Annotated in this window: 15 protein-coding genes; 5 read left to right on the top strand and 10 right to left on the bottom strand. The window is 49.3% G+C overall.

What is annotated here, in order from left to right; genetic code table 11:
- Positions 1 to 321: 321 nt before the first annotated feature.
- The gene (locus AC5JMP_RS22970) at positions 322 to 4,233 is read left to right on the top strand and encodes a hypothetical protein (protein WP_495853828.1); all 3,912 of its coding nucleotides are present in this window, start codon (positions 322 to 324) and stop codon (positions 4,231 to 4,233) included.
- Between the two features lie 113 nt (positions 4,234 to 4,346).
- Here AC5JMP_RS22970 and AC5JMP_RS22965 read toward each other — a convergent pair whose 3' ends face one another.
- Positions 4,347 to 4,877: a PadR family transcriptional regulator gene (locus tag AC5JMP_RS22965; protein ID WP_495853827.1), complete on the bottom strand. Its 531-nt coding sequence runs from the start codon at positions 4,875 to 4,877 to the stop codon at positions 4,347 to 4,349.
- Positions 4,878 to 5,106: 229 nt separating this feature from the next.
- Here AC5JMP_RS22965 and AC5JMP_RS22960 point away from each other — a divergent pair, with 229 nt between their 5' ends.
- On the top strand, positions 5,107 to 6,000 hold the full coding sequence (locus tag AC5JMP_RS22960) for a pirin family protein (RefSeq protein WP_495853826.1): 894 nt from the start codon (positions 5,107 to 5,109) through the stop codon (positions 5,998 to 6,000).
- Entirely contained in the window at positions 5,993 to 6,409 is a 417-nt protein-coding gene (locus AC5JMP_RS22955; RefSeq protein WP_495853825.1) for a hypothetical protein, read from the top strand. The genes AC5JMP_RS22960 and AC5JMP_RS22955 overlap by 8 nt, the downstream gene beginning before the upstream one ends.
- A 160-nt stretch (positions 6,410 to 6,569) precedes the next feature.
- On the opposite strand, the gene AC5JMP_RS22950 is transcribed toward AC5JMP_RS22955, so the two are convergent.
- Entirely contained in the window at positions 6,570 to 6,785 is a 216-nt protein-coding gene (locus tag AC5JMP_RS22950) for a hypothetical protein (protein ID WP_495853824.1), read from the bottom strand.
- A 471-nt stretch (positions 6,786 to 7,256) separates the two neighbouring features.
- On the opposite strand from AC5JMP_RS22950, the gene AC5JMP_RS22945 reads away from it, so the two are divergent.
- A complete protein-coding gene (locus tag AC5JMP_RS22945; RefSeq protein ID WP_495853823.1) occupies positions 7,257 to 8,852 on the top strand; it encodes an Hsp70 family protein in 1,596 nt (531 codons plus the stop codon).
- A gap of 7 nt (positions 8,853 to 8,859) precedes the next feature.
- Here the strand turns inward: AC5JMP_RS22945 and AC5JMP_RS22940 are convergent, their stop codons facing one another.
- The 7 genes from AC5JMP_RS22940 to AC5JMP_RS22910 form a co-directional block, all read right to left on the bottom strand.
- On the bottom strand, positions 8,860 to 9,375 hold the full coding sequence (locus AC5JMP_RS22940; RefSeq protein ID WP_495853822.1) for a L,D-transpeptidase: 516 nt from the start codon (positions 9,373 to 9,375) through the stop codon (positions 8,860 to 8,862).
- A gap of 381 nt (positions 9,376 to 9,756) precedes the next feature.
- The gene (locus AC5JMP_RS22935; RefSeq protein WP_495853821.1) at positions 9,757 to 11,064 is read right to left on the bottom strand and encodes an ABC transporter substrate-binding protein; all 1,308 of its coding nucleotides are present in this window, start codon (positions 11,062 to 11,064) and stop codon (positions 9,757 to 9,759) included.
- A gap of 64 nt (positions 11,065 to 11,128) precedes the next feature.
- Positions 11,129 to 14,236: a hybrid sensor histidine kinase/response regulator gene (locus tag AC5JMP_RS22930; RefSeq protein WP_495853820.1), complete on the bottom strand. Its 3,108-nt coding sequence runs from the start codon at positions 14,234 to 14,236 to the stop codon at positions 11,129 to 11,131.
- 16 nt (positions 14,237 to 14,252) lie between these two features.
- The gene (locus AC5JMP_RS22925; RefSeq protein WP_495853819.1) at positions 14,253 to 17,231 is read right to left on the bottom strand and encodes a methyl-accepting chemotaxis protein; all 2,979 of its coding nucleotides are present in this window, start codon (positions 17,229 to 17,231) and stop codon (positions 14,253 to 14,255) included.
- Positions 17,232 to 17,341: 110 nt separating this feature from the next.
- The gene (locus AC5JMP_RS22920; RefSeq protein ID WP_495853818.1) at positions 17,342 to 17,839 is read right to left on the bottom strand and encodes a chemotaxis protein CheW; all 498 of its coding nucleotides are present in this window, start codon (positions 17,837 to 17,839) and stop codon (positions 17,342 to 17,344) included.
- On the bottom strand, positions 17,832 to 18,218 hold the full coding sequence (locus AC5JMP_RS22915) for a response regulator transcription factor (protein WP_495853817.1): 387 nt from the start codon (positions 18,216 to 18,218) through the stop codon (positions 17,832 to 17,834). The genes AC5JMP_RS22920 and AC5JMP_RS22915 overlap by 8 nt, the downstream gene beginning before the upstream one ends.
- A gap of 71 nt (positions 18,219 to 18,289) precedes the next feature.
- Entirely contained in the window at positions 18,290 to 19,408 is a 1,119-nt protein-coding gene (locus AC5JMP_RS22910) for a response regulator (protein ID WP_495853816.1), read from the bottom strand.
- Between the two features lie 903 nt (positions 19,409 to 20,311).
- Between AC5JMP_RS22910 and AC5JMP_RS22905 the strand changes: the two genes are divergently transcribed.
- The gene (locus AC5JMP_RS22905; RefSeq protein ID WP_495853815.1) at positions 20,312 to 20,917 is read left to right on the top strand and encodes a pentapeptide repeat-containing protein; all 606 of its coding nucleotides are present in this window, start codon (positions 20,312 to 20,314) and stop codon (positions 20,915 to 20,917) included.
- A 25-nt stretch (positions 20,918 to 20,942) separates the two neighbouring features.
- On the opposite strand, the gene AC5JMP_RS22900 is transcribed toward AC5JMP_RS22905, so the two are convergent.
- On the bottom strand, positions 20,943 to 21,827 hold the full coding sequence (locus tag AC5JMP_RS22900) for a ChaN family lipoprotein (RefSeq protein WP_495853814.1): 885 nt from the start codon (positions 21,825 to 21,827) through the stop codon (positions 20,943 to 20,945).
- Positions 21,828 to 21,830 lie beyond the last annotated feature (3 nt).

The raw sequence follows: 21,830 nt of genomic DNA, 5'->3' as shown, positions 1-21,830 counted from the left end.
ATCGAGCTAACTTGTATTAAGGTGACCTGCATTAAGGCGACCTACTTGAGCCGAGCTGACCTATATTAAGGACACCTAATATTAGAGGTACCTCTAATCAGACTAATCTGTATCGGGCTGATGATTAGGCTTAGACCAAAAGCTGCCGATGAACTGAACATTTGCGATCGCGATATTCACCCCTCTGATATCTACAAGCTAGATATCAATGATAAATATCAGATGCCTATCAGGGAGCTGACCTAAGCCAGCGCTAAAGGGGAGCAAAACAAGCCAATGCCAAGATTGTAGAGCAAAACAGTTGACGAGCTAAATAGAGTTATGACACAGCCACATATTTTAGAACTTGCCCGACAGGGAGATCCACAGGCGATCGCCGCTCTGATGAATCAATCGCTTCAGCCGCGCGGTATGACTGCCACCGTCGAGCGTCAGGATGACTTGCTGGAGGTTGTTCTGGAGGCAGAAAGGGTTCCTAGCCGCGAAGCGTTGACGGCATTTGTCCAGAAGGGGATTGCCAACCTAGGCGTTGAATCTGTTCGGCTGATTCGCATTGTGGGTCAGCAAACAGGGGCGACGCTGCCAGCATGGATGCAGGAGCTAGATTTGGCGATCGTTCCGACTCTACCCAATTCTGCCCTGCCTGATCCTGCCCTACCCGATTCTGCTCTACCCAATCTCCAGACTGCACCCTCTCTTGAGATGATGGAACCCACAGGGCAGGAGCCGCTAGATTTGGGGGCAGAGTCAGAGTCTTCAGCGCTCTCGTTCAACGAATCTACTGAAGAAAAGACGCTGCCAGAATCCTTACCCGATGCGCTAGATTTTGAAGCATTAAACTTTGAGGATCAGCTCAACTCCCAAGAGTTGCTCAGCGCCGATTCTCAACAACGGCACCTAGAAACTCAGCTTGAGAGCCTATGGGCGGAGCAATCTACCGCATCTTCGCAAGACTACGATCTCTCTCTAGATACTGACGAACCCATATCAGAAGAAGAATTTCAAGACTTATTTGCAGAAGATTTATCAAATTCGCAAAGTTTTTCTAGCGAGTTTTCGGGCAAAGATCTAACAATGGAGTCCGTCGATTCTGTCAATCAGGATCTGTTGGCTGATTCTGCTGACATTGACTCTCCTGACATAGACTCTGCCGACATGAACGACCTGTTTGGTGAACAGGATTTTGCTTTAGAACCCTCCTCTGATTCAACAGACTATTCCTTTGATCTGGGTGCTGATGATCTGGGCGCTGAGCCAGAACCCAGTCCTGTAAACAGCTCAGATCTTTTTCTGAATGATCCGCTAGATGATTCACTCAGTAATTCACTAGATGATTCATATGAGGCGATCGTAGAATTGCCCTCATTGAATCCAGAGCTAGGTGACGAGTCAGATGAGTTGGCTACAGATCTGTTTGCATCTTCGCCTAGCGTTGCGTCTGATATATCAACGCCTGACCTATTGATATCTGACATTTCAATATCTGATATCAATAGCTTTGACGAAAACGAAGTTGACGAAATAACGCTTTCAGAAGACTCATTAGAGGATTTGTTTAGCGAAGATGCAAGCGAAGATTCATCTGATTTTTCTGTAGGTGTGCCAGACGAGTCTGCGATCGATGCGGCAATTGTGGATCTATTCGCTGAGGAAGAGCCAGAGCCTCTATTTGGCGAGTCCCAATTTGGCGAGTCCCAATTTGGCGAGTCCCAATTTGGCGAATCTCAATTAGGCGAGTCCCAATTTGGCGAGTCTCAATTCGGCGAGTCCCAACTCGAAGATATCTTTGCAGAAACCGCTACACCAGAAACTTTCGCGGAAAGTCGTGAGAATGCTCTAGATTTACCTGAACCAGACCTACTTGAACTAGACCTGCTTGAACAAAATCTACCTGAACTAGATTTGCCTGAATCAGATCTACCTGAATTAGATCTACCTGAACAAGGGCTGCTTGAACAAGGGCTGCTTGAACTAGACCTGGAATTAGATTCAGAATTCTCTCCAGAATTGCCTCCAGAGGTGAGCCATCCTGGAGAGGGGGCAGATCGAACCCAGAGTGTTCCTAGCAATCTTTTTGCAGAAGAACTGCAAGGCTTGAACGAGGTGCCGATCGAGTATGTGTTTGGAGAGACAATTGAAGATCCGATCGAAAACCCGATCGCTCAAAATCCATCTGATTCGTCTGCCATAGAAGAGCTGAATGCAGATGCTCTAGATGTAGATGATCTGTTTGCTGAGCCTCTCCCGCAGCGAGACCTGCCCTTGCCTCTACTTGAAGAGCAGCTTGATAGCCTTTGGGCAGAACAGGAGGATTCTTCGTTTGAATTAGAAGAGGAGCCTCTTTTGTCGGACGAGCCTGCCAGCGGCACCTATGAGTTCGGTACGGTTGAACCCGGAACCGATGAACAGGCTGATTTCTTTGGACAGCCAGAAGAATCTTTAATATTTGGAGCGGAAAACGATTTTCTGCTGGAGCCAAGTGAGGATGCTTTAACCGATCGCTCCGACGAACTAGACCTGCTCAGCAACCCAAATGCCGTGCTTCTAGACCTACCTTCAGAGGACTTACCGCCTGAAGATCTATTTCCTGAAAACTTACTTGAGCCGATCGCGCCAGAAGATTTCTCTCTGGACTTATCAGATAACCCATTAGATGAACAGTCTGATTCGCTCTTTCAAGACCTTTCAGAGGATTCATCCGAAGAATTTTTCTTGGATGACACTGATTCTTTAGCAACTCTATCTCTGGATGACTTGGAGGAAGAGGTTAATACTTCTTCCGATCCTGTGGAATCCCTAGAGCAGGATGCCTTGATTGATGATGCGTTAATTGACAGCGCGATCGCCAGCCTACCCGCAGAATTCCTGGACGATTCCTTTAGCGAGCAATTTGAGAACCCACCGGAGACGCCCCTAGAGATTGAACCTTCAGCCGCTTCAGCAGATATTGATTTATCCGACTTCTCTGATTTCTCAGACAACTTGCCCGACGAGCCATTGGCAAGCTTAATCCACGAGACTTCATCTGAGGATTTGGGCATTGAGTTTTTAAGCGAAGATCCCTTAGACAATATCGATCTGGGAACTGATCCAGGACTAAACCCGCTGTCTCAAACGATTGAGTTGACCTCAGAGACATCACCAGATGCCGTTCCAGAAGACGCTGACCTGGATCTGCCCCTAGACTTTCTGGGCGATCGCACCACAAGCTCATCACTTCGTCATTTACCAGACGATGATTTGGACAATGATCTGGCGCTAGATGATAATTTCCTGAATCTGCCAGATGACTTGCTCGATTATTCAAACGACTCTTCCTTAGAAAACTTATTTCCTGAGGCATCTGAGCCGAGCGATCGTCAGGCTTCGTCTATGGAAGACTTGATGCCATCCCAGAGCGATGCGCCTGAAGATCTATTTCCAGAAGAAACGATCGACTTTCTGCAAGAAAGCGCTTTGACCGAAGCCAGTGAATTGCCTGCAGATCAGGCTGAAGAGTCCCTGACAGGTTTGCCTGATTGGGATGAAGAGATTGGCTCTATGCAGGGTTTTGATGATTTGAGCTTGGTAGAAGATGATCTAGCAGGACAGAACCTAGACTATGCCCTAGACAATGATCTAGATGAAGATATCGGCAATCTCTCTCTGGAACTTGATCCAGAAGTCTATAGCGATGAAGATACCAGCATTGCGGCAACGTTTGATCAGCCCTGGTCAGACCCGCTAGATGACGAAGCAGAGATGAGCCGAGAGACTCATAGCTCACCTGTTGCTGAAGTGGATTGGGATGTTTATGAGGATTCTCCTCAACAATCTTCTGAACTCTCTCAGGAACAGCTAGAAGCTCAGCTAGAGGAATTCGATCGCAACTCGGCTTCCTCTAACTACGGCACAAGCGATCGAGAGAGGGGCGACCAAAATGCCGAAAGCTATGCTGAAGGAAATGGTCAGGTAAACCGACCTACTTCTTCCACTCTGATCACACCTGACAGCAGCACCTCTTGGCTACTTACAGCCGCATTGGTGGGCGTAAGTGGTCTAGTTGCTGGGCTATTGGGTTATGTACTGTGGTCAAAATTGGCGGCTCCACCAACACCTCAGCCTTCTGTAGCCCCAGCGCCCGTCCAACCTTCCTCTGTATTGCCCTCTGCGCCCACTGCTGAGCCTTCTGTAGTGCCCTCTCCCCCCCCAGCGGAACCCGTAGTTCCGCCCTCTGAACCTCCAGTACCCTAAGGGATGAAAGACTGGGAGGCAGAAGAACACTGAATTTTTCTGTCTCCCCACTTTGTCATAAGTTGGGTAAGGCGATCGCAATGCTATGCTGCATTCTGGCAACAGGGTTCAGATCAAAACCCCATCTCTATGGCATCCTGTAGCCAATCCAAATAGGTCTGCTCTCGTCGTGTCATTAAGTCCAGCACGAGTCGGTGCAGCCTCTGGTCACGCGATGTTGCCGGATCATTCAAAGATGGAACGTCAACTGCTCCACACTCAGCTAGCCTGCCGCGTCGCGCTTCAAGCTCTTGCTCCAGTAAATGGACGATCGCCTCATTAGGCAACTGCGCGGCAAAATAAAGTTGCGCTAGCAGCGGCTCTCGCAAAATCGGCAAGGGCTGATGCGTTTGGAGCCACTGAATTAATTCTGCTTCACCTGTTTCTGTAATCTGAAAAACCTTGCGATTGGGGCGATCGTGCTGGATCTCAATGGTGCAGATCACCCAACCCTGCGCCTCCAGTTTATCCAACGTGCGATAAATCTGCGCCTGATCGGCCTGCCACAGATGGGAAATACACTGATTAAAGCATTCGGTTTTGAGATCGTAGCCTGTCCGCTGCTGCTGCTGGAGAAGACCAAGAATGATGTACGCGAGGGACATATAGCATGACGTAATTGAGTTAGGACGAGTTATTTTTTGAAAGCCCCGCGGAGCGGGGCTTTCAAAAAATAACTCATGGGATCTAAGCGCGTAGCGCCATAGACGGTTTACCGAACAAAAGGAGAGATAAGCTCTACCTCTGAGATTCATATCCTTCTATGCTACTATAGGATTAATCATATATAGGACAAAGCGACATAAAAAGATTTGTCCAATTTTAAGGAGAAGCATGACTGTGCAAACTCAAACGCTCCGAACCGTTGCCGGGATCATTAACAGTGTTGAGACGATCGAGGGAGCAGGATTTCTGGTGCGTCGTCCCTTCCCCAAAAGCAGCTTTTCAGAGTTTGATCCCTTCCTGCTTCTAGACGAACTCGGTCCTGTCAATTTGAAACCAGATCAAGCCAAAGGTGCGCCAGATCATCCGCATCGGGGCTTTGAAACGGTCAGCTACATCTTGGATGGACGGTTAGAACACAAGGACTCGGAAGGTCATGCTGGATTACTTAATCCCGGTGACGTGCAGTGGATGACCGCAGGGGCGGGAGTCATCCATTCCGAAATGCCGGAGGCAGAATTTATCCGCACGGGTGGAAAACTCCACGGCATTCAGCTCTGGGTTAATCTGCCCCAACAGGACAAAATGATGGCACCCCGCTACCAGGAAATTCCGTCAGCTCAAATTCCGGTAGCTCAAACCGAGAATGGTGCTGTAACCGTGCGGGTGATTGCAGGAGCAGCGCTGGGAGCAACGGCGGTGATTGAAACGCGCACGCCGATCGTCTATCTGCACTTCACGCTCCAGCCCGGTGCCACGATCGTTCAACCTGTGCCCAAAGAATACAATGCCTTCGCCTATGTGCTGGATGGCTCTGGTTTGTTTGGTGCCGAGCAAGAGCCAGGTGAGGATGGGCAGATGGTGATCTTTGCGCAGGATGGTAATGAAGTGACGATCGCCAATTCTGCTGAGGCTCAACACCCTCTCGACCTCTTATTAATCGCAGGTGTACCGCTCAATGAACCTGTAGTACGCTATGGCCCTTTTGTGATGAACACTGAAGCCGAAATTATTCAAGCGATCGACGACTACCGAAATGGAAGGATGGGACATATCCATGCTTAATACACTGCAACATCGGATTAATCAACATCAGCTCTTGAGTCAGCTCCGCCTGAAGCTGCTGCGTCTGCACAAGCTATTGCTAGACACAGAGCGAGTGACCTACGAGCAGGTGCGGGGGCAGGTTTCCAGGGGCGAACTGTTGCAACTCGTGATTAGTCACGATCAGTTTGCTTGGCTACACCCGCTCTCGGCACAGATTTTGCGCATTGATGAGCTGCTCCATGCAGATGAGCCGATTACGCCTGAGACGATCGCTGCTCTTGTTGTAGAGGTTCATACGCTGCTCACCCCAGAAGAGCTAGGAGCAGAGTTTGCGATGAAGTACGATGCCGCATTGCAACGCAATCCCGATGTGGTGCTGGCTCATGCTGATGTGGTGACGCTGCTAGCTGCTAAAGCCCAGCGATAAGGCAATTCTGCTCGTCCAGGTTAATTTAATCGGGACGAGCAGCTTCTGCAATGGACGAGAGCAAACCGCTTGAATCAGCAGAGCAGCGGCATTTGCAGAAGACGCAATCCTGCCAAAAGCATTCAATCTGCAAACTGCCTGACTGGATCGTCAAGGTTCACTACAAGTCTTCTGGATGAGGCGGAGTTGGAAAGGTAGGACCAGGTTCAAGAGTGTTGGAATTTGTATTGGCGGAACCCTGTAGCACTCCCGAATGAAGCGATCGATCGTGAGTAACGTCTTCACCACCTGCAATCTTGTTCAGATCTTGCTCACTCAGCGGTTCTTCATCAAGACCGTTATGGAGTGATTCATTGGGCTTATCTGAAGTAGACATTGGACTCCTCCTGTATAGGTTGAGGGCAATTGCATGGCACTCAAGTTAGGTTAAATCAGATTATTTGGATGCTGCTCTAACTATGATCGAAAAGCGATCGGCAAAACAGGCTTTCAAATAATTCTGCTAGCTACGTGACATTTATTTTTATAATACCAATTTAAGACCCAAACAGGGCGGATGATTTTCGAGAGCCGCGCTCTGCGCGGCTCTCGAAAATCATCCGTCGCCTCATCAAGTTGAATTGGTATAAGAATACTCGCCATCCAGCCATCCCGACCTAGCCATTCCCCAACAGTACTCCCCAACAGTATTCCCCAACAGTATCCACCTCTCAGCTCAACCCCAACTTTGACGGGTAAAATATTTGAACCGCCTGATCCTCATACAAAGTTTTGGCAGCATAAAGTTTTGGCGGCATAAAGTTTTGACGACACAATTCCAGAATAAGTATTTGGCACCTTAAAGCCTATGGTTTACGCGATCGATTTTGGCACAAGCAATACGGTAGTGGTACGGTGGAATCCAGTCATGCAGCAGGCGGAAACCCTAGCGCTGGGAAATCTCTCGATTAAAATGGGGAACAATCCGCCTCTGATTCCGAGCTTGCTGTACGTCGAGGATGCGCTGAAAGGTGAAGTGATTGCGGGTCAGAAGGTACGCGATCGAGGTCTCGATCTGAGTAATACTCCCCGCTTTTTCCGTAACGTCAAGCGCGGCATTGGTGCGGAAATTCAGGGCTTTTTACCAGAACTAGATGGACAGTCCGTAACGTTTGAACAGGCAGGGCAATGGTTCTTGAGAAGCGTGATTCAAGAGCTTCAGGCGCTTGATCCTAACCTCGATTCCCTGGTGTTTACGGTACCTGTAGATAGCTTTGAAGCCTATCGGCTGTGGCTGACGCAACTCTGTAAGTCTTTGCAGATTGAGCAGGTGCGGATGCTAGATGAGCCAACTGCTGCCGCATTGGGCTATGGATTAGAGCATCAGGGGACGCTGCTGGTTGTGGACTTTGGCGGCGGCACGCTGGATTTGTCGCTGGTGAAGCTGGAAAGCTCGGCCCAGGCAAGCCCTAAGCCTGTAGGATTTTTGCTAAAGTGGGGCAAAAAAATCCTGGAGGACTCGACCCAGCGACCGAAATTGGCGCGTGTGCTGGCAAAGGCAGGACAAAACTTGGGCGGAGCCGACATTGATAACTGGCTGGTCGATTATTTTGCCCAAACTCAGGGGCTAAAGGTGTCGCCGCTGACATTGCGCCTTGCCGAACGGCTGAAGGTGCAGCTTTCTCAACAGCCGCAAGCCACAGAGATCTATTTTAACGATGAAACCTTCGAGAGCTATGAGCTGCAATTAGACCGCGATCGCTTCACCGCCATCCTCCAGACTCATCAGTTTTTCGAGCGCCTCGATGAATCCATGACTCAGGTGTTGCAGCAAGCTCAGCGCCAAGGGCTGACAGCTGATGATATTGATGCGGTGCTGCTGGTGGGCGGCACCGCCCAAATTCCGGCAATCAAAACCTGGATTGAGCAATACTTCCCGACTGAAAAGATTCGATCGGATAAACCCTTTGAGGCGATCGCTCAGGGCGCACTGCAAATTAGTCAGGGTATAGAGGTAAAGGATTATCTCTACCACAGCTACGGCATTCGCTTTTGGGATCGGCGCAATAATTGCCATGCTTGGCATCCCATTATCCAACCAGGGCAGCCTTACCCGATGCTCAACCCGGTTGAGCTGAGACTGGGTGCCTCTATAGAAAATCAGCCTAAGATTGAGCTGGTGATGGGTGAACTAGGAACAGAGGGGGATACCACTGAGGTGTACTTTGAGGGCGATCGTTTAGTGACTAGAAAAACAGCAGGTAAAAAACCTGTGGCGAAATCGCTAAACGAACAAAACGAGGGACAAACGATCGCTCGACTTGACCCTCCAGGATTTCCAGGGAGCGATCGGGTAAAGGTCTTGTTTCGAGTTGATGAATCTCGTTTTCTAAGAATTACCGTCGAAGATATTTTAACTGCTCGAACGTTAATCGATAACTTCCCCGTGGTGCAGCTCAGTTAATCATGCGCTAGTCACGCACGACAACCGGAGTTCCCACTGATGCCCAGTTAAATAGCCACCGCGCATGATCAACGGCAACATTGACGCAGCCATGGCTGACCGGAGTGCCAAAGTTCCGATGCCAGTAGGCTCCATGGATCGCATAACCGCCATCATAGTACATCGTATAGGGGACATCAGGCACATCATAGTCATCGCCCTGCATCCGGGTGACGCGCAGCTTATCTTCGATCGCGAAGGTACCCGTTAGCGTCGGGTGTTTGTCGGTACCCGTAGAGACAATAACGGCATAGACGGGCACGTTACCTTCCCAGGCAACTAGGCGTTGAGTTGTCACATTAACTTCAATCCAACGATCGCCCGACTGCCGCAGACTAGCAATTTCCTGGGCTACACCCTGCGCCTGTACCGGAGGCGTAAGGCTGCTCACCCAAATCTCTGGCATTCCCAACGCCAAGCCCAGCACTGCTCCGCCACCCCAAAGGCTCAATTGATATAAGCGCTTACATACCTGACGATTCATGACTTCACCTAAAAACTTTTTGCTTAAAAACTTTTCGTCCGAAAAACAGTCGTGGTATTCCGGTATAGCGCTACGCGCTTAGACCCAATGAGTTATTTTTTGAGCGCGGCGCTCAAAAAATAACTCGTCTTAACTCAATTACGTAATGCCATAATGACTTTTGAGGACTACCCAAACACTGTGACTGTCTTAAGTTATTTGTGCCCAAAGTAGATAAGCCCGTAGCACAACGACAGGAAATTGTTCTACGCTTCACCCCAGATAGCTCTAGATATAGCAGCAACTACAGGCTGAGCGAAATGGGTTTCATACAATCAATTAGAAAGTAGAGTAAATCTTCATGATTAATGGAAATGGTGTATGGATACTCTAATCTGCTGTTCATCTGCCTAACGCTAAATCAAGCCGCTGCTGGGCAGTGTTTAGCGCCGCCTCTGGCGTACTTTTTTGTAAGAGAACCGATTCGATCGCCCGACCCAAGTTCTCAGAAACGCGATTGTAGCCGGGAAAGATGGGGCGCGATCGCCCATACTTTGCCTGTTGCAGAAAGACGTTTAGCACAGGCTGTTTGGCAATGAACTCCTGATAGGCAGGGCTTTGACGAGACTTGAGGTTGACGGGCAGGTAGCCTGTGCCCAGCGCCCACTCCGTCTGAAACGATTCGCTGAGGACATACTCGGCGAAGACTTGCGATGCCTGCTCTTCGGCGATCGTAGTTTTGAAGATAAACAAATTTTCTCCCCCGATGCTGGTCGCAGGTTTCATGCCTATGGGGATAGGCATGACGGCATAATCAATTCCTGTGTCCTGCAACTGTCCGAGCGTCCAAGGGCCTGTAATCTGCATGGCGACTTTGCCCGACAGGAAACCGTCTAGCTCGTAGCCCCGCTCAGGTTGGGAAAGAACAGCCGAACCTTCACTAATCAAATCTTGCCAGAGTTGCAGGGCAGCGATCGCCCCCGAATTGTCAAGCTGGACTTGAGTTGAGGCGTTCTGTAGGTCTTGCGCCACTAATTCGCCACCGCCGCTCCACATGAAGGGCAGCCAGGTGAATACCGTCCATTCCCCTTTGCCTAGGGGCAGCACTATTCCGTGCTGATTTTTTTCAGGAATCGTGAGCTTCTGGGCGACCCGTCGCAGATCATCCCAGGTTTTGGGAATCTCTGTCACTCCAGCGGCTTGAAATAGGCTAGGACGATAAAAAATGCCGACATTATTGACATCAAAGGGGATTGCCCAGGTGTGACCTTCCAGAGCGATCGCTTCCTGCAATGCCGGATCAATTTCAGCCTTCACGGGGCTGCGATCGAGCCAATCTTCCAGCGGCCGGATGGCATCAAGCTCCACAAGCTGTCCGGTGATCATGGGCGCATACCACAGCATATTGGGCGGCGCGTTGCCGACCACAGCCGAGAGAATCTTGGGTATCTGCTGGTCGCCTTGCCCAACGTAAAGCGATTCCACTTGAATTTGCGGATGAGCCTGGTTGAATCGATCCACCAATTTTTGCAGCACATCTCGATTGGGGGGCGGATTCACGCCGTGCCAGAGGGTGAGGTGAACTGTGTTGGGATCAGTAGGGTTGAGAGCTTTGCCCGAATCAGCCTGACAGGCTAAGAGTCCCAGGAGGCAGGCATTCAGAAAAATCACGAAGAAAACTTGCCTAAAGACTCCTAACTTTTTCACCATGTTGCCGTTAATTTAGACTCTGCTTTAACAGCATAATTGCAGCCAGCAGCAAGGAACGAATTCATTAGGCTAGAGCTAAATCCACCATTTTTTCTAGAGTCTGAAGCAGCATTTGCTCATTATAGGGCTTGGAGAAATAGGCATCTGCTCCCAGATTTTCGGCGATTTGACGGTGCTTGCGGCTGCTGCGAGAAGTTAGCATGGCAACCGGAATTTGACTAAAGGCAGGATCAGATTTGAACCGCGCTAAAAAGCCGTAGCCATCCAGTCGAGGCATTTCGATATCGCAAAAGACAGCCTGAATCTTCAGACCCGCCGTGAGCTTATCGATCGCATCCTGACCATCCTTGGCTTGAGCCACCTGATAGCCTGCTTTTTGCAGCGTCAGAGCCAAGAAACGGCGCACGTTAATGGAATCATCGATGATCAGCACCGTGGGTCTCCGTTCTGAGGCAGGTTGTAGCAGATTGCTGGCTTCAGCTTGCGCAGAAGACTCTGGGATCAGGTGCCGCTGATAGCTCGAAATCCAGTGCAACAGCTCTGAGGTACTGACCAACGGCACCACGCGACCATCTCCCAAAATCGTGCAGTTGGCGAAACCGGGCGGTAGAGGCAGTCCGCCTTCCACCTTGCGGATAGCGACCTCCTGCTCTCCCCAACAGCGATCGACCTGTAGCCCAATTTTACGATCGCCTTGTTGAACTACCAGCACGGTCGGGACGCTGATAGTCGTCGGCAACTCCATCTCGTCAAACTGACGAGGACGGTGAAACTTGAGCCATTGAGCAAGGTGAACAAGCTGCACAATCACGCCATTTTTAGAAAAGGCTTCACCGCTGGGCGTGTGCAAAATAGCTTCAGGCTGCAATACCAGCGTTTCTTCAATGACATCAATAGGGAAGGCAAGGGGCATCTGCTTGCATTCAGCCAATAAAACACGAGTGACCGACAGCGCAAAGGGAACCGAGAGCGTGAAAGTAGTGCCCACTCCCGGATGGGTGCTGACCGTGATGCTACCCTGAATTTGTTTCAGGCGATCGCGCACGACATCCATCCCCACGCCGCGTCCTGAAAGAGCGGTCACTTGGCTACTCGTGCTAAATCCGGGTTCAAAGATCAGAGAAACTAGCTCTTCATCGGTGGCGGTTGCCAGCAGGCTTTGGTCAAGACCCATCTGACCCGCACGAGATCGAATCTTATCCACGGCGATACCCTCGCCATCATCGCGAACGGTAATCACCATGCGATTTTTTTGCCGCACAGCGCGAATTTCTATTGTGCCTTTATCTGGCTTATTGCGTTTTTTCCGAATCTCAGGCATTTCGATTCCATGATCAAATGCATTCCGAATCAAGTGCATCAACGGTTCACTGAGAGATTCAAGAATATTGCGATCGACCAAGGTATTTTCGCCATAAGTTTGCAATTCTACGAGCTTGCCATACTGCAATGACATTTCTCGTACCGATCGGGGAAATCGATCGATGACATCTGAGAGGGGTCGCATCCGAATTTGGCTCAATTTTCTTTGCAACTGCTGCGCGGTTTTATTGAGTTCGCGCGCGGCCATATCCGTGTCTTCTAATGTTAAATCCAGGTCATTATTGGCTTCCTGAATCTGGACGATCGTTTCCATCACTTCTTGAGACAAGAGATGGGTCTCATCATATTGATCCATTTCAAGCAGGTCAAAGCCGTTCGACTCGATAAGCTTGACGGGCTGAGAGGGTGCAAAATCAGTATCCCCAGCGGGCAGAAGTGCTGGCTGCTTCTGAGTCGGATCTACCCTAAACTCTCCACCCGACGACCGGACCATTTGGTCATAGGCATCTCGAAGCTGGGTGTTCGATCGTTCTAAAAACTCAATGCGATCGCCTAAGGCGCGGAGCAGACTACGCGATCGGCTGAGATTGAGATTCAATCCGCTGCGGGCAATCAGCAGTTCACCCAATAGATCATTCAAATGATCAAGATGCTTAACGGGAACCCGAACTGAGTTTTCCTGAGTCTCTTTAGCAGGTTCTTTGGCAGATTCTTTAGGAAAACTAGACGTAATACCGATCTCAAATCTTTGAAAATCGGCATCTTGTTCTGACTCTGCTGGCGGCTGTCTTGATGGGTTAGAGCTTGATGGGCTAGAGCTTGACGGGTTAGAGCTTGATGGGTTAGAGCTTGACGGGCTAGGACTAAAGATCAGCTGATCTAGCACTGAGGGAGTCGCTGGGGATGAGGCACTTTCCGACAACTCATCGGCTGAAGCCTCTAATAAAATTTCTGGAATCGAAAATTCTACGATCGAAGGCTGACTCAGCTCAGCCGCAAGAAATTCTTCCACAGCTATCGGTACTGGCTCTGTTGAAAGGCTAGAAACAGAGGATGCATCTGTAAAGCCCTCTAACTCGGTAGGCAGCAAGTCGAGATGCCCTGAAAAAACCAGGGCTTGCGATCGCCGCCATGCCTGAAGCGCTGCTTCTGCCAACACTTCAAGCCGCTCTGGAGGAGAAGCTTCTAAGTGCTGCAAAATGGATTCGCAGAGGGCAGTGAATCTCTGAAGTTGCAGCATTTCACCCAGCGCCGCTAGTTCCTCGGCTAACGTTCCTAACGCAGAATGTAACGGTTCGGTGAGTTGCCCATTTTGACCATCTAGCAAAGTCTCTAGCTGCTGTAAACAGCTCTCCACCTCTGTCTCAAACAGCAGGGGAACAACGTCTTGCCCTTCTTCCATCCCCAGGATCGATCGCGCATCTTCGTCATCGGGATCGCCCAGACGATCGTGAAGCTGATCAAACACCGGAGTCACTTGGGCTGCGATCACCTGCCAATCAACCGATTCATCGGATAGCTCTAGGCGATCGGAGGTCAGCACATGCCCCAAATTGCCCACGGCATTGAGCAGGAGACCCTCTAGTTCTGCGTCGATCTCAACCTCGCGCTGAATTTTTAGAACTTTCAAACCATCTTCTAGCCGATGGGCGAGCTGATTGAGCAGTTGGAATCCCATCATGCCAGCACCGCCTTTAATGGAATGGGCGGCTCGTAATGCAACATTGATACTTTCAATATCCACTCGGCAATCTGCAATACCCAAAAATGTGGTTTCTAGCGTCTCCAGATATTCTTGCGCTTCGTCTAGAAACTGATGTTGAATTTCCCGCTCTCGCTCATCTTTCATGTTAGTTTCCTAATTCCTAACCAAGGTTAAAGGCTCCGACAGATTCTTGTAGCTCCTGAGCGATCGCCGATGTTTGGTGAATAGCAACAGCAACCTCGCGGGACGATTCAGAGGTGCGCTCGGAGGTCTGAGCCACTTCTTTCATGAGGTGTGAAATGACCTCAGAAGTCTCTACTTGGGCGATCGTGGCTTCTGAAATGGACTGCACGAGTTGATCAATGCGATCGGATACTGCAAAGATTTGATTTAAGCTTTGCTTGGCGTTTTCCACCAGGTGCGTTCCTTCCACCACCTGAGTCGTGCTTTGCTCCATTGCATTCACCACCAACCCAGTTTCGCGCTGAATGTTAGCCACAATCTTTTCGATCTCTTGGGTTGCCGTTGCCGATCGCACCGCCAGTTCTCGCACTTCTTCGGTGATGACCGCAAAGCCCTGACCTTCCTCCCCAGCACGAGCGGCTTCAATCCCCGCATTGATCGCCAGCACGTTCGTCTGAACCGCAATTTGGTTAATCATTGAAACCACTCTAGAGATCTGTTGAGACGATTCTCCCAAACGCTTCACTTTCTTCGTGGTTTCGCCTACCGTCTCGCGCAAGCCCAAGATGTTTTGAGCCGTTAGATCCATTGCCGCCTTTCCAGCTTCAGTGGTGGCTGCTGCCTGCCGCGCCACCTCGGTTGCCTGATGGGCGCTTTCAGATACGGCATAAATCGACTGATTCATTTGCTCGATCGAGGTGAGAATCTGAGTCGTTCCAGCCGCCTGCTGCAATGCCTCCTCTGCCAGATGGCTAACAGACTGCTCATTTCGTCCTAAGGCAAGGTTGACCTGCTCGGCAGAGTGTTTGACCTGGGTAACAATTTGCCGCAAGTTTTCAATAATAGCGTTGAAAAAGTCCGCAACTGTACCTATCTCTCCCGCAGTCACTTCTGCCCGCACTGTCAGGTCTCCACGGGTCGCGCCTTCTACGTGATCAAGCAGTTCAACAAGCTGCATTTGCAAATCTTCTCGCTGCTGTCTCTGTTCTTGGGATAAGGTTTCGGCAAATAGGCGCGCCTGCTCCTTTTCAACAAATAATTTGCTCTGCTCTAGCGCAAATCCCAACTGAGTTGCCACCTGACGCAGTAAATTAATTTCACTCTCATGCCAGTGTCGAGGTCTAGAACATTGGTAGACAATCAGCAGACCCAAAAGCTGATCTGCAACAATGATCGGAGAAACTAGACTTGCCCGTGCTTGCAGAGATTCAAGCTGTCTGATGTAGCACTCTGTTAAGCCTGCTTCATAGATGTTGGCGATCGCCTTAATTCGTCCATCTTTATAAGACTGGGCGTACTGCTGAGCAAAACAAGGATCGTCAATGAAAGTGCCCAAAATAGGGAACCATTCCTTTCCAGCCGATTCAGCAACGACCCTACCGCCCCAGTGCTCGTCAAATAAATAAATCACCGCCCGATCGGTTTTCAAGGCTTGCCGAGTTTCTTCCAAAGCGGTGTTAAAAATGGTAGGGCGATCGACAGATTCTCGAATGCGAGACACAATCTTGCTGATTCGACGCTCCTGATCAGCCGTATCTTTGAGCAAAAATTCTGAAGCCGCAACGCTATCTGCCAACTCATTGAATGAGGAGGTCAGCTCTCCGACTTCGTCTTTGGCGAAAATCTCAGCTCTGGCTTGGCGATCGACGGTAAACCGTTGAGTAACCCGCCGCAATGCTTCAATTGGGTTAACAATCGATCGCCCTAGAAGCATTGCCAGCAGGATATCTGCGGTGATGACAACCGAGGCAACGGCTAGCTGAAGCAGCAAACTGTTTTGCAACATTCGATTCAGGTTGGCTTCAGAAGTGCCCCGCACCAAAACGGCGATCGGTTTCTCCTGAAAGTTATTGAGGGTCTTTGTGGCAACCGTGTAAGTTTGCCCTTCAATTTCGGCGCGACTGACCACCTGTCCTTCTGCTAATGTCCTTTGCAACAGCTCAGGTTTAGGCAATTCCATTCCTTTTTTTGCCAAAGCTAGATTCGATGAGTCACCCAAAGCAAGCGCCGTTGACAGCGCAAATTCTCCGTTTGCCTGACGTTGATATACGGCGCTATAGCCATTACCAAAAGCTTGCAGTGCTCCTTCGACGATCGCCAGCTTATCATTCACGATATCCCCTGCCACGAGCGCCCCAATCACCTCACCATTGTCAGGGTCTTTCACAGGTGTAATAACATAGCGAATCAGCGCATTCTTTTCTCTAAATCCATTGGGCAGCGGCGGATTTTCATTCTTGAGTTCTGCCAAGCTAACAATGGCATTCGCCTTGATTTGACGCGGGTTAGCAAGCACCGTGCTTACCAGACCTTCTGGATCGAATTTGTCTCCAGTGCGGTTTCGGTTAGCGTTGACAACAATGCGTGAATTAATATCCACCAAGGTTGCATATTCAATGTTTTGAGCAGTCACCTCGTTGGTCAAAATAGCTTTAAGGCGATCGTAGAGCTGAGGCGAAAGGGTTCGCCCGTTAGCTGACTCTTTGGCAGCTTCGATAACAATAGAATTGTCAGACTGACCTCGAAAACCAAACCCCATTTGGTTAACTTTGATGTTATACCCAATGTCAGTAGCTGCTAATTCGGCTTTTGCCTGGTTCGCCAGCTGAGCGCGTCCCCCCTGAATAATCAGCCAGGAGCCTACACCCACCAGCCCCAAAACTGAAATCAACTCAGAGCAAAACAATGCCAAAAGCTGCTTGCGGCGAATGGGTAGATTGTAGAACCAGCGAAGCCTCGAAGATTCTGACAAGGCTCTTGATCGGGTTTTGGAGCGCGCGTCTGGAGAAACAACAGCAGGATTGTTGCGATACCCTCTTGATGGACTTCGATCGCTATGATTTCGATCGCTGGGGCTGCCAATTTGCTCTGAGGCGAGGTCTGAATCAGCCCTCAGGGTGTCTTCCGATCGTAGAGGCTCAGGTGAAGTGGAAACGGGGCGTGGCTGAGTAGTCATAGGAACGCTGTTTATCTTAAGTGCTAATAATTTTTTGTGCTGATAGCGGCGTCAGGCGTACAAAGCGCAACTTCTGAACGCAACTAACGGGAAGCCAGATCGGCGTAAGGCTAAACAAAAACTGGGTCTCGAAAAACAGGCGAGTGAGCGATCGCCCCTCCATCCAAAACCAGAAGAATCTCCTGCGCTTCCTGCTGTTGCAGCACGTATCCTTTTAGATAGGGAAGCAACGAATGGGCGACCTGTCCTGCAGGTGGCTGAATAGAATTAGCCTCTAAGCGAATGGTTCCCTCCACTTGATGTACGGCTAGTCCCAAAGACACTGAATCAACCTGCATTAGAATCAGCATGTACTGCTCATCGCTGATGTCTAGCACAGCCAGTCCAAAGAGCTGTGCTAGATCGATTACCCACATGACCCGATTCCGACGATTGGTCAGCCCTACCATACAGGGAGATACGTTGGGCATGGGAGTGATCCGTCGGCTAGGTAGAATCAGCGTCTCCTGCACATGCTTCATGGACAAAAGAGCAGAGACTTGACCCACTCTAAACCGGAGATAGGCATCACCCGTCATTTGAGGAACCAGCACCGAAGAATTAGCCATGTTGTTCTACAACGGATTGAACGGTCGAAATAAGCTGTTCTCGCGTAAAGGGTTTTGTGATGTAGGCATTGGCTCCCTGTCGCATTCCCCAGAGGCGATCGATTCCCTGATCCTTAGAGGTGCAAATGATGATGGGCACGCTTGCGGTTATGGGATTTTTTCTCAAACTACGACATAGCTCAAAGCCGCTCATCCCCGGCATCACCACATCAGTCACGATCAGATCCGGCTTACATTCAATTGCCTTACTCAAGCCTGTTTGGGCATTATTTGCGCTAATGACCGAGTAGCCCCCACCGTGAAGATAGTGGCTCATTAGCTCCCGCTCAGAGGGGGTATCTTCTACAACTAAAATTGTGATTGTCAAAGTAGCATTCATCTAAAATATTGAGTTCCTAACGTGGATAAAATGTGGCTAAACAGAAATCGTCATGAGCGCCACAGCTTGCGCTAAGACAGATGCTTAAACACGGTTTTAACAAGATCCGATTGAGAAAAAGGCTTTGTCAAATATCCCGATGCCCCAACTAGCTTGGCTCTGGCGCGATCGATCAGTCCGCTATTGCTGGTCACCATAATAATCGGCGTGGTTTTGAAGCTACGATTTCGACGAAGCAAAGAGCAAAGCTCATAGCCATCCAGCCCCGGCATATTGATATCTAGCAAGATGAGGTGGGGCTTGCAGCGAACAATCTGCATCAGTGCCCGCACTGGGTCATTAATGAGAACGGTCGAAAAACTCTGATCGTCTAAGTAGGCATTGATTGTCTTCAGAATAGTTGGACTGTCGTCAATACAGACGATCGTATGAACCGATTTACTAGAAAGTCCAGAAGGGAGCCTCGTCGCTGAAGCGCCCATGTTTTGCATGGTGCTCGTCCTTACCGCAAGCTGGCGAGCGACATCTGAAATAGTGTAGGATTCAGCGGCGATCGCTGCTGATTGGCTCACAGGTAAGCCGACTTCTGGCAGTTGACGCTGCTGTAGGCGCTTCTGAAACCGCTCCAGCAGTTCTTTCAAATTGATTTGATGCAGCTTCAGAAACTCATTCAAACAATTTTCTTGAAACTCGTAACCCTCAATTTTTTCACAGAGCAGTGACTCAAAAACCTCTCTGACTAAACCTTCAATAAGCCCATGAACCTGTGCAGGCTTGAGATACTGCTGATTTACCAGCCAGCAAATCGCCTGGTAGTCTCGGCTAGGGTGAATAAGATTTGTCGCATCTGATTTTTCTGCATTCGCACCTGATGCATCTATGCGTCTGGGTACCTCACTTCTGGGTGCCTCGCTTCTGGGTGCCTCGAAAGACAAGCGAACCTGCATCCGCACAGCGCTAATAAGCGACGGAATCTGAAGACTCAGGCGGCGAAGGTGGCGATCGAGTTTCCCCAATGGATCAATCGAACTAGATGCGTAGACAAGATCGCCCCGCTCCAGATAAATGAACCAAGATACAGCTTGACTGAAAACGCACAAACATCCACTTGCCTGCCGCTCAATTAGCGGTAAAAGCAAAGATTCCAAGCTCAACGCTCCAGAGGACTTTTCCACGGGAACACTCTGCATTCAAAGTTCCTCACCCTTCATTTACAACACCCTAATTGCCTTAGCCCAAGAAATGGCAATCAACCTCCTAATCCACTGCTCATATCTCCACCTAGGTTTGAGCAATAAACATAGTCAGAGCGTAGCCATTCAGTATTGATACTGAACTGGCTTAAGCTGTCGTCTAAAAAAGTACAGAGACAGTGAGATGAGAAGTAAATGTATAATCACGTAACATTGTTGAGCAGGCCTGTGGTTATACCTATTCTTCATGAAAGCTTTAATTTAAATCTGGCTCACTTTCTAAATTAACAACTAGAGAATTTCGTCTGTTTTGCCCAAATAAAATGAGGTTTGCTATTTTTTGAGCGATCGTTCCTCAAAATAGATGCTTTAACAAGAGAATGTTGGAAAATTTCTTGCTAATAAAGTCAAGAAACGTATTTAACACTCAAGTTTTTAATTTTTCTCCGGTAAATTATTAAAAACTAGAAATTGAATTTTTAATGAAGGCACAGTAAAACATATTTGTTTGATATAAAGACGTGCTTCTGGGCAGTGCTCTACGCAAAATGAACCAAGCTGTTGCATATTGAGCATTGCAGAGTCATGGTGCAACCTCTCAAGGATGTCAGATTCAGCGAAGTGTATTCTATTCCGCTGCCATGAACGCTCATTTCTGGCTTGCTATTTTTGACTCGCTTTCTATAAATTTATGAATGCCCAGGGTTGATATTGGATAGTGTTGGGGAATAGAATAACAGGCAGTTTACGTAAGTAAGACCTACCAAAGTAAGCTTTAGTCAAAATGCTCAGTAGAGATCTTTCCCAACAAAGTGACGACAGCCATAACCTGTTGGCGGTGTAAACGTGGGGAAACGCGGGATTGTCGAGAAATTCATTACGTTAAGAGAGCAAAATGCCTTGATTACTCAAAAATCCGCAGAGCAACTTGCGGATTACATTCAAAAAGAGCAGATAATCTTACTAAAACAGAGTGTCCAGGAGTGGAACATCTGGCGCGATCGCCATCAGACAATTGGGGTGGATCTATTTCAGGTTGACCTCAGCAATGCCGATCTTGCAGGTGCGAACCTCATAGAAGCAGACTTGCGCCAAGCTCAGCTTGCCAATGCATACCTGTCTAATGCTCAACTGGCAAACGCCTATCTTGTGGGAGCATGCTTGATGGCAACTGACTTGAGCGAAGCTGATTTACAAGGCGTAGACCTTAGCCTAGCTCACCTTCAGGGAGCCAACCTTGCCAGGGCTGATTTGCGTTTAGCCAATCTTCGTGGGGCAAGTCTTTGTGGTGCAGATCTACGAGGAGCCGATCTAAGTTTTGCAGATTTGCAGTTCGCAGATTTCAGCCTTGCCGACTTGCGAGGAGCCGATTTGGGTGAAGCTAACCTAAGTGATGCCAACTTTAGCCATGCCCTGGTTGACCGGACTTTGTTTTGCAACAATCAAGGACTCACCCTAACTCAAAAAAATTACCTCAGTTCGCAGGCCGCAATCTTTCAAAACTGAATCGTTCAAGATGATCTGCCTTTCATTAAGGTTCAGGTTGAATCCAGATATAGTCGGCGATCGCTCCCTGCTCTCCTTCTTCCAGGACTTCATCGTCAGGGTTGAGCAGGATCGATCGCTGTTGAAAGCTGCTTCGCATTCGTCGTGCCACGCGACTAGGAATACCGTCACCATAAGCAATATGCCCTTGCCCCACCAGCACAATCACCTGGTAGTCGGGGTGAGTTTTCAGAAAGCTAGCAATGCTGTCTGCCATCGTTTCATCCCATAAAACCTGAGCCTGAAAGAAATAGTCAAAGTTGCCGCTGACGCTCCGCCCTTGGTGAATTGCCTCATAGACTTGCTGAATCCTCTGACGATAGGCTGCATTACTGAGATCAATTTCTGATATTGCCGGAATCCATTGGCGATCGCCCGCCTTCAAAGACTCTAGCCCCTGCCGTGCCACCTGCCGCGTAATCTCAGTCGGCGTATTCAGCGCCAGCATCGGAAGCTGCTGGGCTTGAGCAAACCGCAATACGGGCGCGTAATATTCCCAAGGAAATCCCCAGCGCTGCTGATATTGGCTGCGCTGTTGCAATTCGGTTTCGCTGATAGCCCCGGCAAGATATTGATCTAGCACAACTTGATAGGGAGGCTGAAACATCTCCAGAGCGATCGCGATCGGGGTGTCATGGCGGGCGTGTAGTGACTGAATCAGCTCTAACTGCGCCTGATGGTCGGCAGGGTTGTCGTGGGTTTCGCCCAGATAGACGACGCTAGCTTGCACCAGATCCTCAAGGACGATATCGGCGTTAAGGGCTGTGCCATGGGTCGATCGCCAAGGAGAGGAGGAATCCGCGATCGCTGGAGCTGTCCACAGAAAAGAACCTACAAGCAGGTATGTTAACGCCCAGGCACATAATTTCATGGT

It is taken from the genome of Drouetiella sp. (assembly GCF_059504425.1).
The sequence above is the reverse complement of the archived record's forward strand: the minus strand, read 5'-3'. Positions and strand labels throughout refer to the sequence as shown.

Coding starts and splice junctions, on each gene's coding strand:
- AC5JMP_RS22950 (WP_495853824.1), bottom strand. CDS start 6,785: ATGTCTACTTCAGATAAGCCCAATGAATCACTCCATAACGGTCTTGAT.
- AC5JMP_RS22915 (WP_495853817.1), bottom strand. CDS start 18,218: ATGAATGCTACTTTGACAATCACAATTTTAGTTGTAGAAGATACCCCC.
- AC5JMP_RS22900 (WP_495853814.1), bottom strand. CDS start 21,827: ATGAAATTATGTGCCTGGGCGTTAACATACCTGCTTGTAGGTTCTTTT.
- AC5JMP_RS22960 (WP_495853826.1), top strand. CDS start 5,107: ATGACTGTGCAAACTCAAACGCTCCGAACCGTTGCCGGGATCATTAAC.
- AC5JMP_RS22935 (WP_495853821.1), bottom strand. CDS start 11,064: ATGGTGAAAAAGTTAGGAGTCTTTAGGCAAGTTTTCTTCGTGATTTTT.
- AC5JMP_RS22920 (WP_495853818.1), bottom strand. CDS start 17,839: ATGGCTAATTCTTCGGTGCTGGTTCCTCAAATGACGGGTGATGCCTAT.
- AC5JMP_RS22970 (WP_495853828.1), top strand. CDS start 322: ATGACACAGCCACATATTTTAGAACTTGCCCGACAGGGAGATCCACAG.
- AC5JMP_RS22945 (WP_495853823.1), top strand. CDS start 7,257: ATGGTTTACGCGATCGATTTTGGCACAAGCAATACGGTAGTGGTACGG.
- AC5JMP_RS22930 (WP_495853820.1), bottom strand. CDS start 14,236: ATGAAAGATGAGCGAGAGCGGGAAATTCAACATCAGTTTCTAGACGAA.
- AC5JMP_RS22925 (WP_495853819.1), bottom strand. CDS start 17,231: ATGACTACTCAGCCACGCCCCGTTTCCACTTCACCTGAGCCTCTACGA.
- AC5JMP_RS22955 (WP_495853825.1), top strand. CDS start 5,993: ATGCTTAATACACTGCAACATCGGATTAATCAACATCAGCTCTTGAGT.
- AC5JMP_RS22940 (WP_495853822.1), bottom strand. CDS start 9,375: ATGAATCGTCAGGTATGTAAGCGCTTATATCAATTGAGCCTTTGGGGT.
- AC5JMP_RS22910 (WP_495853816.1), bottom strand. CDS start 19,408: ATGCAGAGTGTTCCCGTGGAAAAGTCCTCTGGAGCGTTGAGCTTGGAA.
- AC5JMP_RS22965 (WP_495853827.1), bottom strand. CDS start 4,877: ATGTCCCTCGCGTACATCATTCTTGGTCTTCTCCAGCAGCAGCAGCGG.